Raw genomic sequence first — 11,955 nt, forward strand, 5'->3', positions numbered from 1 at the left:
CACATTCCCATCACCCACACTCCCAAAACCAACATTACCCACCCCCACATCCGCCAACCCCGCATTAAAAACACTCACCCGGCCGGCGGGAGGGTAGACGGCTGCTTGCAGGGCCGCGACGAGCGCCTCGCCGGCGGCGACGGGGTTCTGCACCAATTGGATGAACGGCGTCAACGCCGACGCGGCCGCCGAAGCACCGGCGTGATACCCGAACATGGCCGCCACATCCTGGGCCCACATCTGCTCATATGCGGCCTCGACGGCGGCGATCGCGGGCGCGTTGAAGCCGAGCAGGTTGGAGGCGACCAGCGAAACCAGCTGAGAACGGTTGGCCCAAACCGCTGCCGGGTGCACCGTGGCTGCGCGGGTCGCCTCGAATGCGGCCGCGGCGATCCGAGCCTGACCACCCGCCTGCACCGCTTGCGCCCCGGCCGAGGACAACCATCCGAGATAGCTTCCGGCGACGCTTGCCATCGCCGCCGACGCCGGGCCCTGCCAGGAAGAACCCACCAGCGCCGAGGTCACTGACGAGAATTGGGATGCGGCCGATCCCAGCTCGCCGGCCAGCTGGTCCCAGGCCGCCGCCGCGGCCAGCATCGGGCCTGGTCCGGCACCGCTGAATATGCGGGCCGAATTGATCTCCGGTGGCGAGACCGAAAAATTCATTCGCGGCAACCTCTCCCAGGTGGCCGTCGCATCGGGGCCACCCATCGATCACTGCCTGCGACAATCCGGCGGTCACCGGGATTCAGCCGGTTGCCGTCAAGCGGATTTTCCCGTCAGCATACGGCGAGCGCGGCAAGAATTTCGCGTTTCCGGCAAAATAGACGTCGACAAAGAACATTTTTGGATAGCCCCGAAATGTAAAGTCTTTATACACCCGTCATGCCACGCCTTTGACGTCCGTCCATATTGACGTGCCCGTCGCTTACTTTTCCGGTCGCCGCCATACCTGCGGTTTGATACCAAGCACCCTGGCCCGAATCCACCACGTCGCCTCGATCGCCCCGGCCCCCAGCACGCCGATACCCAAGGCAATCGACGTCACAACGAGATTCGACGGGTCCAGGAAAAACTTCTGCTGCGCCAGCGGAAGGCTGAAGATCACCAAATAGGCCGCGCCCGAGGCCACAACCAGTCCCAGACGCCACCATTGGTAGGGCCGTGCCACCACGGCGAGTACCCATAGCGCGGTCACGAGCAGCGTGATCAGGGCCGCGGTTGAGGCTTGCGTCCGTTCAGGCCATGTCGAGTGACGGCCAGGATAGGCCACGAGGTAGGAAACGAAAGTCGCCGTGCCCACGACAAGTCCGGACGGCAGCGCAGAGGTCAACACGCGTCGAACGAAGCCGGGATAGGCGCGCTCGTTGTTGGGCGCCAGGGACAGGATGAACGACGGAATGCCGATGGTGAACCACGCCGCGATGGTCACATGGATCGGCTGGAACGGATACAACAGCGGATCGGCCCCCAGTGGCTTGGCAAGCAAGCACTCGATCCCCACCAGCAAGGCCAGCAGCGCCGAATACACCGTTTTGGCCAGAAACAGATTCGCGACCCGTTCGATATTGCCGATCACCCGGCGGCCTTCGGCGACAACGTAAGGCAGGGTGGCAAACCTGTTGTCCAGCAAGACGATCTGCGCTACCGCGCGCGATGCCGGGCTACCCGCCCCCATCGCCACCGCGATGTCGGCGTCCTTGAGGGCCAGCACGTCGTTGACGCCGTCGCCGGTCATCGCCACGGTGTGCCCGTGCGACTGCAGGGCATGCACAATGGCTCGCTTCTGGTCGGGACGCACCCTGCCGAACGTGGTGAAGGATTCCAACGCATCGGCCAGTTCCGCGGGCTCGGTGGGGAGTTGACGCGCATCCAGCACTTCGCCGCGCAGCCCGAGCTTGCCGGCGACCGCCCCGACCGACACGGCGTTATCGCCGGAGATCACCTTCACTGAAATGCCTTGGTCGGCAAAGTATTCAAGCGTTTTGCGGGCGTCGGGCCGGATCTTCTGCTCGAGCACCACGAGAGCGACCGGGGTGACCCGTCCGGGTGCATCGGGGTGGTCCACGGCGACGTCGGATGCACCCAGCAGCAGCACCCGCAACCCCTGCGCCCCAATGCGCTCCGCCTGCTCAGCCGCCGCCGATCCCGAGTCGAGCAGCACATCGGGCGCGCCGATCACCCAGTTGCCGTGGTCGCGATACGAGGCACCGCTCCATTTGGTCGCAGACTTGAAAGACGCGGTCGCAGTCAGGATCCAGCCGGGCGGCGACTGGCAGGCCGCCGCGATCGCCTGCATGCTGGCGTTGGGTCGGGCGTCAGCGACAGCCAGCGAAGCCAGCACGTCCCCCAAACAGTCCTCAGCGCCGCCCAGTCCACGGACCTCCGATACCCGCATACCGGTCTCGGTCAGCGTGCCGGTCTTGTCGGCACACACCACGTCGACCCGGGCCAGCCCCTCGATGGCGGGCAATTCCTGCACCAGGCATCGGCGTTGGCCCAACCGGATGACGCCGACCGCGAACGCAATCGACGTCATCAACACCAGACCTTCGGGCACCATCGGCACCAGGGCGCCAACCGTCCGCAACACCGATTCCCGCCACCCGGCCTTCGTGGTGAACAGCTGCGTGTAGACGGTCAGCAGTCCCGCCGGCACCAACAGATAGGTGATGAACTGCAGAATCCGGTTGATACCGTTGCGCAGTTCGGATTTCACCAAAGTGAATTTGCTGGCCTCGGCGGCCAACTTGGCCGCGTACGCCTCCCGGCCCACCTTGGTCGCGCGGTAGGCCCCGGTGCCGGAGACGACGAAACTGCCCGACATCACCGTGTCACCGGGATCTTTGGCGATCGGGTCCGCCTCACCGGTCAGCAGTGATTCGTCAACCTCGAGGTTGCTGTCCTCGACGACCTCACCGTCGACGACAATCTGGTCTCCCGGACCGAGTTCGATGATGTCGTCCAGCACGACTTCGCTTGGCAACCGGCTCTGAGTACCGGATCGCCTGCGCACCAAGGGTTTCGCCTGCCCCAGGATCGCCAGGCTGTCCAGCGTCTGCTTCGCCCGGAGCTCCTGGATCATGCCGATGATGCTGTTGGCGATGATGAGCAGACCGAACAGCCCGTTGATCACCGAGCCCGTCGCCAACACGATCACCAGCAGCACGCCCAGGATCGCATTGATCCGGGTGAACACGTTGGCCCGGATGATCTGCGCGACGCTGCGGGTGGTCCGTTCCGGGATGTCGTTGCTCTTGCCCTCGGCTAACCGTTGCGCTACTTCGGCATCGGTCAAGCCGGGCGCGGCACTCATCGGGTAAACGTTCCCAGCTTGTCGGCGTCGTAGTATTCGAGGTTCAGGGCGGCCACGGGAAAGCCGGAAAAGACAGCCTTGGAAATGGATCCGGGTAAGGCGTTTTCGGTCGACAGCGGGAAAGCGAAAGTGTCGGCGTCCCAATGCGTCAACGTGAATGTTTGGTCCTTCGGCCCCAGCGCCAGCTGCAGCTGGCCGTCATGTTCGGTCACGGTGGCCGGACCCCAGTAGTCGTTGGCATAGACCCCGACGTAGTCGCTCAACGGCCGCGCCGGCGCGGGGCTGACCGGAGGCTGTTTGCCGACCAGCGCCCCCTCCGGGTTGTTCAGCGGGGCAAGTTGCTGCCGGTACAGGTTCGCCCAATCCTCGCGCACCTGCCCGTACTGCAGCAGGTCCATGAATTCGGCCGTCAGCGTTTCCGGCACTCCGTACGGCGCGGCATTGGTCAGGGCGATGATGCCGACGTCTTCAGAAGGCATCACCGTGAAATTAGTCGCGGCCCCCAACCCGAATCCGCCGGAATGACCGTACTGGGTGCGACCCGACGAGTTCACCGACACATTGAATCCGTAACCGTAGGTGCCCGCCCGCGCCTTCGGCAGCCGCGCGGGCGTCGAGATCACTTGCGGTGTGATGGCCGGCAAGAGCGCCTCCGGCGACGTGATCTGCTGGCCGTTGTAGGTGCCGTTGGCCAGCACCATGGTCAGCCAGCGAGTCATGTCGTTGAGCGAGGAGCTGACCCCGCCCGCGGGCGTTTGGGCATCGGGATCCCGCTGGAAACGGGCCTCCCATTTGTCGCCGACCTTGATGTGGGTGACCGCGTGGTTGGGTCTGGCCAGGAAATCGGCGAACCGCGAGCTGGTGGACGTCATTCCCAGCGGCCGGTAGAGCACCTCGTCGGACAGCTCCGCCCAGGATTTGCCGGCCGCAGCCGCGACCGCGTCGGCCGCGGCGGTCACGCCGAAGTTGGTGTAGGCGTAGCTGATCCGAAATGGGGCCAGCGGCAGGTACTTTAGCCGCTCCAGCACCTGCTGCCCGTCGTAACCCAGATCCTCCAGCGGGTCACCGGCATGGTCCGGCAATCCGGAGCGATGGGAGTAGAGGTCGGCGATGGTCACCTGGCTGGTGACATAGGGATCGCCGAGTTCGAACCACGGCAGTTTGGCGACGACGGGCGTATCCCAGCTGACCACGTTGCTGCTGACTTCGTGTGCCACCACCGTCGCACCCACCGACTTGGACACCGATGCCAGCTGGAAGACGGTGTCGGCGTCCACCCGGTTGTCTTGCCCGTCGGCCTTGCTGGCATCCTTGATACCGAAACCCTTCGCGTACAACGTCTTTCCACCGTGGACAACGGCCACGGCCATACCGGGGATGCCGCTGGTCTTCATCAGCTCGCCGATCAGGCCGTCGAGCTTGGCTACCGCCTCATCGATGCGCCCGGCCGGAATGTCCAGGCCCGAAACCTCATTGGGCGGGACTTCCGACAGCGCCGACGTCGGGCCGGATGCCCGCTGCGCGGGCCCGCATGCCACCAGCGCCAGCAACATCCCAACTAATGCGGCCGTCGCCGCGCGTCTCGTCATGGCCGCTCACTCTAACCCGGTGCCGAATCGCGCCGCGGGAGCGACGTGACACGCGGCCGGGCGCAACGCGCTCGAGCTAAAGCCGCCACCACGGGTTGGATCTCAACGGCCCGGCCGGATCTACCCGCTGACCCGGCAGCGGCACCGCCACCTTGACCCGCTCGGGCTCGGCAGCCGCCAATAGCCGCTCGACCGGCTCTGACCACGGGTGCGGAGCCAGCCGGAAGGTGCCCCAGTGCACCGGCACCAACAGCCCCGCGCCGGAATCGGTGACGTCCAGATGCGCCCGGATCGCCTCCTCGGGGTTCATGTGGATATCCGGCCATGCGGTGTTGTAGGCGCCGATCGGCATCAGCGTCAGGTCGAACGGCCCGTGGTCCGCGCCGATCTGGGCGAAGCTCTTGGTGTAGCCGGTATCACCGCCGAAGTAGGCGCGATGGCTGGGACCGATGAACGCCCACGACGCCCACAAGGTGTTATCCCGGCTCAGGAAGCGTCCCGAAAAGTGCCGTGCCGGCATACAGACGATCCTGAGCTGGTCAACCTGGCCGCTCTGCTGCCAATCGAGTTCGACGATGCGCTGCTCGGGAATGCCCCACGCCCGCAGATGGGCACCCACCCCGAGCGGCACGAAGAACGGCGCGCGCTGGGTGCGGGTCAGCGCGATGACGGTGTCGATATCGAGATGGTCGTAATGGTCATGGCTGATCACCACCGCATCGACAGCCGGAAGGCCCTCCACTTGCACCGGTGGCGGATGCAGCCGCTGGGGCCCGACGAGATCCGAGGGCGAGCACCGGTTGCTCCACACCGGATCGGTCAGCACCCGGTATCCGTCGATTTCCACCAGAGCCGTCGAGTGACCGAACCAGCTGACGGCGAGCCGGCTGGCGTCACCTTTGTAGACCTCCGGGGCGGCCAGCGGGATCGGTTTGGCGGGCCGGCTGCCAGCGCGATTACCCACGAACTCCCAAATGATGAGCCGCAGTTCCTCACGACCCATGACGTAGATGGACCCCGGGTCGAGGTTGACGAAGCTGCCGTCCCGGTAGTGTGGCGACCCCTCCGAAACAGCGCGGATGGTCGCGGGGTTTGCCCCCAGCGCAGCCGGCGCGCCGTGCAAGGCCCGTACCAGCCAGCCACCGGCCGCCAGCGAGGCCGCGCCGGCGGCCAGTCGCAGCGCTCGGCGCACCACCACGACTATTCCCCCTGAAACCTCGGCGGGCGCTTCTCCACGCGCGCGACCTGCGCCTCGATCACATCTTGACTTCCCCAGGCCTTGTCGAACAATTCCTTGTGCTCCGGCCAGGGCTCCTCGATGGAGCCGTCGTCGTTGAGCACCCGCTTGGCGTGCTGAATTGCCAGCGGCGCCAGGCCGGCGATCTCGGCGGCCCAGGCCTGCGCGTCGGCCAGCATCCCGATCCGGTTGGCCATTCCGGTGTGCAACGCCATCTCCGCGGTCAGCTTCTCCGCGGCCAGCAGCATCGCGCGGGCGCGTCCGTGACCGACCAGCGAGGAGAGCCGGCGGATGCTCCAGTTGTCCAGCGCCAGACCATATTTGGACGTCGGAAACTGAAAGAACGCCTCCGGCGCGACAACCCTCAGGTCGCACTGCATGGCCAGCTGCAGGCCCGCGCCGATGGCCGGACCGTTGATGGCGCCGATCACCGGTATCAGAGTTGCGTCCATGACCCGGTGCAGCTCGATGAGCCGGTCGGGGTAGTCGGCGGCGAATGCGTCTCCGGACAGGTCTGCTCCGGCGCAGAATGCCGTGCCCTGGCCGGTGAGCACAATTACGCGGATCGACCCGTCACCGGCTTTGAGAATGGCCTCGCGCAACTCCTCCACCAGTTGGGAATTCAGGGCGTTGCGGCGCTCCGGGCGCTGCAACTCAATTGTCATCACGGCCTCGGCCAGGGTGATACCGATCATGGCGCCAGCCTATATAGCCTCATCGGGTGAGTCGTATCACGACCGATCAACTGCGCGACGCGGTGCTGGACGAGGGCTCGTTCACCAGTTGGGATGCCGACCCGCTGCCGGTGCCGGTGTCGGAGTCTTACGCACGTGATCTGGCCCGGGCCCGGGCCGCCACCGGCCGCGACGAATCGGTGCTGACCGGCGAGGGACGTATCTTCGGGCGCCGGGTCGCGGTGGTGGTGTGCGAGTTCGACTTCCTCGCCGGATCGATCGGGGTTGCCGCGGCGGAACGGATTACCGCCGCCGTCGAGCGAGCCACCGCCGAGCGCCTGCCGCTGCTGGCGTCGCCGAGTTCCGGCGGCACCCGGATGCAGGAGGGCACGGTCGCCTTCCTGCAGATGGTGAAGATCGCCGCGGCCGTCAGGCTGCACAAGCAGGCGCACCTGCCCTACCTCGTCTACCTGCGCAATCCGACCACCGGCGGGGTTTTCGCGTCGTGGGGCTCGCTGGGTCATATCACCGTCGCCGAACCGGGAGCCCTGATCGGTTTCCTGGGTCCCAGGGTGTACCAGCTGCTCTACGGCGAACCCTTTCCCTCCGGTGTCCAGACCGCGGAGAATCTGCAACGCCATGGCGTGATCGACGGCGTCGTCGCGCTCGACGAGCTGCGCCGCACGGTGGATCGGGCGCTGACGGTGCTCACCGATGCTCCCGAGCCGCCGCCGGCGCTGGCGCAGCCCGAGCCGGTGCCCGACGTGCCCACCTGGGACTCGGTGGTGGCGTCACGACGGCCCGACCGGCCGGGTGTGGCGCGGTTGTTGCGCGATGGAGCCACCGACCGGGTGCTGCTCTCGGGTACCGGTTATGGCGAAGCGGCGACGACGCTGCTGGCGTTGGCTCGCTTCTGCGGCCAGCCGGCGGTGGTTCTGGGCCAGCAACGAGTCGTCGGCGGTCTCGTCGGTCCCGCGTCGCTGCGCGAAGCCCGGCGAGGCATGGCGCTGGCCGCCGAGTTGCGGTTGCCGCTGGTCCTGGTGATCGACACCGCCGGACCCGCGTTGTCGGCCGAAGCCGAGCAAGGTGGCCTGGCCGGACAGATCGCCCAGAGCCTTGCCGACCTCGTCACACTGGACACCCCGACGGTGTCGGTGCTGTTGGGCCAGGGCAGCGGTGGACCGGCGCTGGCGATGGTGCCCGCCGACCGGGTGCTGGCCGCGCTGCACGGCTGGCTGGCCCCGCTGCCGCCGGAGGGTGCCAGCGCGATCGTGTTCCGCGACACCGCACACGCCGCCGAGCTCGCTGCGGCCCAAGGTGTCCGGTCGGCAGACCTGCTGGCCGCCGGCATTGTCGACGTCATCGTGCCGGAGTATCCCGACGCCGCAGCGGAGCCGGTCGAGTTCGCCCGAAGGCTGTCGCGCGCCATCGCGGCCGAGATCTATGCGCTGCGGTCGGTTCCCGACGCCGAACGCATGGCCGCCCGGTTGGCGCGCTATCGGCGCATCGGGTTGCCGCCGCGACACGTAAGCCACGCACCCGACACACCGCCGCACAACGACGCCGTGGTATGAGTCTCGGCGCCGGGTACCAGCTATCTCGGGTGGCCGTGCCCCACGACATTGCCCGGCACGTCGTCGGCGACGATCCGGCCCGATTCGTCGAGTAACAGCACCCGGTCGGCGCCCTCGGCCGCGTCGAGCCGATGCGAGATGATCGGCCAGTACATCACCAGCAGACACACCGTCGCCACGGTGATCTGGAGCAGGTTGAGCATCATGAATACCGCGCCGAATGACAGCAAATCGCGAATTGTGCTGAGATCGTTCATAATCCGCGCCACCAACTGGCCGGACTGCCGTCGCTGGTGAAACGACATGGCGATGGCGGGCGACGAACGCCGCACCGCCGCCCCCGGCGCGCACCTCACTTCAGCCACGACGAATTCGTCTACCGATCCCGGTGCGAAAAGATGGCGCCGAAATGTCGAACCTGCAACGACAAATGCCGGTTAGTGCCGGTTAGGACGCCGAATGTCCCAACCTGCCACGTGGTTTCGATGATGACATGCCGGCACTTCGCCCAGCCGGTCAGGTGTCACCCGATCCCACAGCGCGATGAACCGTGCCGCCGTTGCGGATTCGCCCGCGCCCAGCACGGTGACCCGGTGTCCGCGGGCGACGAGAGTGTCGGCGAGGTCGGCGGCACCGCCGCCGCGGATCGGCGTCGTCGTCGAGGTGAGTCGAGCAGGCTGGCGGTAAGCCGCCGGACCGGCTCAAGCGACCCGGCGGGCGGCGTCCCACCGCCACGCGCAACAATCAGGCAAAATGAGCGGCATGGAGACTGGTGTGAGCTCACCTCGGGTCTTGGTGGTCGACGACGACTCCGATGTCCTGGCCTCGTTGGAACGCGGCCTGCGGCTGTCGGGGTTCGAGGTCTCGACCGCCGTCGACGGCGCCGAGGCCCTGCGCAGCGCCACCGAGACCCGCCCGGACGCGATCGTGCTCGACATCAACATGCCCGTGCTGGACGGCGTCAGCGTGGTCACGGCGCTGCGCGCGATGGACAACGACGTGCCGGTCTGCGTGCTGTCGGCGCGCAGCTCGGTCGACGACCGAGTGGCCGGCCTGGAGGCCGGTGCCGACGATTACCTGGTCAAGCCGTTCGTGCTGGCAGAACTGGTGGCACGGGTGAAGGCGCTGCTGCGCCGCCGCGGCTCCACCGCCACGTCCTCCTCGGAAACCATCACGGTAGGCCCGCTGGAGGTGGACATCCCCGGCCGCCGGGCCCGGGTCAACGGCGTCGATGTCGACCTGACCAAACGCGAGTTCGACCTGTTGGCGGTCCTGGCCGAGCACAAGACCGCGGTGCTGTCCCGCGCGCAGCTGCTGGAGCTGGTGTGGGGCTACGACTTCGCGGCCGACACCAACGTCGTCGACGTGTTCATCGGCTACCTGCGCCGCAAGCTGGAGGCCCACGGCGGGCCCCGGCTGCTGCACACCGTGCGCGGCGTCGGCTTCGTGCTCAGGATGCAGTGAGTGAACATCCTGTCGCGGATCTTTGCCCGTACGCCTTCGTTGCGGACGCGGGTGGTGGTCGCGACGGCGATCGGCGCCGCGATCCCGGTGCTCATCGTCGGAACGGTGGTCTGGGTGGGGATCACCAACGACCGCAAAGAGCGGCTGGACCGCCGCCTGGACGAGGCGGCGGGCTTCGCGATCCCCTTCGTGCCGCGCGGCCTCGACGAAATCCCGCGCTCCCCCAACGACCGCGACGCCCTCATCACGGTCCGCCGCGGTGACCTGGTCAAGTCGAATTCCGACATCACCTTGCCCAAACTGCAAAAGGACTACGCCGACACCTACATCGGCGGAGTGCGCTACCGGGTGCGGACGGTGGAGATCCCGGGGCCCGAGCCGACGTCGGTGGCGGTGGGCGCGACCTATGACGCCACCATCGCCGAGACCAACAACCTGCACCGCCGGGTGCTGTTGATCTGTGCCTTCGCCATCGGCGCGGCAGCGGTGTTCGCCTGGCTGCTGGCCGTGTTCGCGGTGCGGCCGTTCAAACAGCTGGCCGAACAAACGCGGTCGATCGACGCCGGGGACGAGGCGCCGCGGGTCGAGGTGCACGGCGCCAGCGAAGCCATCGAGATCGCCGAGGCGATGAGAGGCATGCTGCAGCGCATTTGGAACGAGCAAATCCGCACCAAGGAGGCACTGGCGTCGGCTCGCGACTTCGCCGCGGTGTCCTCCCACGAACTGCGCACTCCGTTGACCGCGATGCGGACCAATCTCGAGGTGCTGTCCACCCTCGACCTGCCCGAAGACCAACGCAAAGAAGTGCTCAACGACGTGATCCGCACCCAGTCGCGCATCGAAGCCACCCTCAGCGCACTCGAGCGGCTGGCTCAAGGGGAATTGTCCACTTCGGAAGACCATGTGCCGGTCGACATCACCGAATTGCTCGACCGCGCGGCCCACGATGCGATGCGCATCTACCCGGACCTCGACGTGTCGCTGGTGCCGTCACCGACCTGCATCATCGTGGGGCTGCCGGCCGGGCTGCGGCTGGCCGTCGACAACGCCATCGCCAACGCCGTCAAACACGGCGGCGCCACCCGGGTGCAGCTGTCGGCCGTCAGTTCCCGGGCCGGCGTCGAGATCGCCATCGACGACAACGGCAGCGGAATACCCGAAGAAGAGCGCGAAGTGGTATTCGAGCGGTTCTCCCGCGGATCGACGGCGTCCCACTCGGGATCCGGTCTCGGGCTGGCGCTGGTGGCGCAGCAGGCTCAGCTGCACGGCGGGACCGCATCTTTGGAGGACAGCCCACTCGGCGGCGCGCGCCTGCTGCTGAAGCTTCCCGGCCCGAGCTGAACGGACGCCGATTTCACTCCCGTCGCGCGCTCTTGCGCCACGGCGTGAAAAAGGCCCGTGCCGCGGCGCCCTCGTCCTGGAACCAGACCTGGGCCACGGTCGCGTCGTAGTCGGGATCGTCGGAGGTGTAATAGAGCCTGGTATCCGTGCGGCCCTTGACCAGCCATCCCTTCGGTCCGCTGCCGTCGGCGCCGGCGCGCGCGGAACCCGGGCCATAGGGGGCAAACCGCGCCGGGGATTGCGGCGAAGATTCCCCGATTACCACGGCCTGCTCGGCCGACGACTCCGCCGCGTCCGGGACCTGCTGCGCCGGGGAGACTTTCGCAGCTGCGATCTCTTGCATTGCCGCCTTTTCCGCATCGGCGGTCTCGGGTCTTGGCACCTTCTTGGCGGTCGGGACCTTCTTCGCCGGTGCGCCTTTGCGGGCGACTGCCTTTTTTGACGGCGCTTCGGCGCCAGCGGCCTTCTTCGCCGGCCGTTGCGGCATGATGCCCGACTTGTGTTGTGGCTGTTGGTCTTTGACGGGACCGACCATCAGTGTGAAAGTCAGCAGCATGCCGAGGGCGAAAGCCAGGCCCACCAGCCACCAGTGCACGTGGGCCGTCACGGCGCCGCCTCCGTCTCATGGGGCTCGTGTACTTGCCGTTCTTGCTGTTCTTGGCCGACGGGCTTGAGGAAGACGGTGGCGATCACCCATGCCAGAGCCGAACCTGCCACGAAGGCAGCCAGGTAGTACAACCATTGGATCACGAAATCCACG

The 11,955-nt window shown here is 67.0% G+C and carries 10 protein-coding genes and 1 pseudogene; 3 read left to right on the forward strand and 8 right to left on the reverse strand.

The genetic code is table 11. From position 1 onward, the window contains the following. From AWC07_RS13795 to AWC07_RS13815, 5 genes are all read right to left on the reverse strand, one after another. On the reverse strand, positions 1-666 hold a 666-nt coding region (locus tag AWC07_RS13795), incomplete at its 3' end, for a PPE family protein (protein WP_085105107.1). A 262-nt stretch (positions 667-928) separates the two neighbouring features. Further along, entirely contained in the window at positions 929-3,316 is a 2,388-nt protein-coding gene (locus AWC07_RS13800; RefSeq protein ID WP_036415589.1) for a cation-translocating P-type ATPase, read from the reverse strand. Further along, entirely contained in the window at positions 3,313-4,905 is a 1,593-nt protein-coding gene (locus AWC07_RS13805; RefSeq protein WP_036415586.1) for a serine hydrolase, read from the reverse strand. The genes AWC07_RS13800 and AWC07_RS13805 overlap by 4 nt, the downstream gene beginning before the upstream one ends. Positions 4,906-4,981: 76 nt before the next feature. Then, the gene (locus AWC07_RS13810; RefSeq protein ID WP_139829695.1) at positions 4,982-6,100 is read right to left on the reverse strand and encodes an MBL fold metallo-hydrolase; all 1,119 of its coding nucleotides are present in this window, start codon (positions 6,098-6,100) and stop codon (positions 4,982-4,984) included. 5 nt (positions 6,101-6,105) lie between these two features. After that, positions 6,106-6,837 (reverse strand): enoyl-CoA hydratase, encoded by a 732-nt coding sequence (locus AWC07_RS13815; RefSeq protein WP_036415583.1) that lies wholly within the window; start codon positions 6,835-6,837, stop codon positions 6,106-6,108. Positions 6,838-6,863: 26 nt separating this feature from the next. Between AWC07_RS13815 and AWC07_RS13820 the strand changes: the two genes are divergently transcribed. Next, positions 6,864-8,390 carry a carboxyl transferase domain-containing protein gene (locus AWC07_RS13820; protein WP_051508085.1) on the forward strand — a complete coding sequence of 509 codons (1,527 nt, stop codon included), beginning with the start codon at positions 6,864-6,866 and terminating at the stop codon, positions 8,388-8,390. A 140-nt stretch (positions 8,391-8,530) separates the two neighbouring features. Here AWC07_RS13820 and AWC07_RS28750 read toward each other — a convergent pair. Then, positions 8,531-8,698: pseudogene (locus tag AWC07_RS28750) on the reverse strand (ABC transporter transmembrane domain-containing protein); the annotation flags it as partial. Positions 8,699-9,143: 445 nt separating this feature from the next. On the opposite strand from AWC07_RS28750, the gene prrA reads away from it, so the two are divergent. After that, positions 9,144-9,854, forward strand: a complete 711-nt coding sequence (gene prrA, locus AWC07_RS13830) for a two-component system response regulator PrrA (RefSeq protein WP_084293606.1) — start codon at positions 9,144-9,146, stop codon at positions 9,852-9,854. After that, positions 9,855-11,195, forward strand: coding sequence for a two-component system sensor histidine kinase PrrB (prrB, locus tag AWC07_RS13835; RefSeq protein WP_036415577.1), 1,341 nt, complete (start codon positions 9,855-9,857; stop codon positions 11,193-11,195). Positions 11,196-11,208: 13 nt separating this feature from the next. On the opposite strand, the gene arfC is transcribed toward prrB, so the two are convergent. Both arfC and arfB read right to left on the reverse strand, forming a co-directional pair. Then, on the reverse strand, positions 11,209-11,802 hold the full coding sequence (gene arfC, locus AWC07_RS13840) for a channel accessory protein ArfC, sunset domain variant (RefSeq protein ID WP_036415574.1): 594 nt from the start codon (positions 11,800-11,802) through the stop codon (positions 11,209-11,211). Then, positions 11,799-11,954, reverse strand: a complete 156-nt coding sequence (gene arfB / locus AWC07_RS27605) for a channel accessory protein ArfB (protein WP_167380074.1) — start codon at positions 11,952-11,954, stop codon at positions 11,799-11,801. Before arfB ends, arfC begins: the two co-directional genes overlap by 4 nt. Position 11,955 lies beyond the last annotated feature (1 nt).

Origin of the sequence: Mycobacterium gastri (assembly GCF_002102175.1) — a bacterium.
In the GTDB taxonomy this organism is placed as follows: domain Bacteria; phylum Actinomycetota; class Actinomycetes; order Mycobacteriales; family Mycobacteriaceae; genus Mycobacterium; species Mycobacterium gastri.

What these genes read in the sequence shown, in the direction of transcription:
- AWC07_RS13800 (WP_036415589.1), bottom strand. Translation starts at nt 3,316, where the DNA reads ATGAGTGCCGCGCCCGGCTTGACCGATGCCGAAGTAGCGCAACGGTTA.
- AWC07_RS13805 (WP_036415586.1), bottom strand. Translation starts at nt 4,905, where the DNA reads ATGACGAGACGCGCGGCGACGGCCGCATTAGTTGGGATGTTGCTGGCG.
- AWC07_RS13815 (WP_036415583.1), bottom strand. Translation starts at nt 6,837, where the DNA reads ATGATCGGTATCACCCTGGCCGAGGCCGTGATGACAATTGAGTTGCAG.
- prrA (WP_084293606.1), top strand. Translation starts at nt 9,144, where the DNA reads ATGAGCGGCATGGAGACTGGTGTGAGCTCACCTCGGGTCTTGGTGGTC.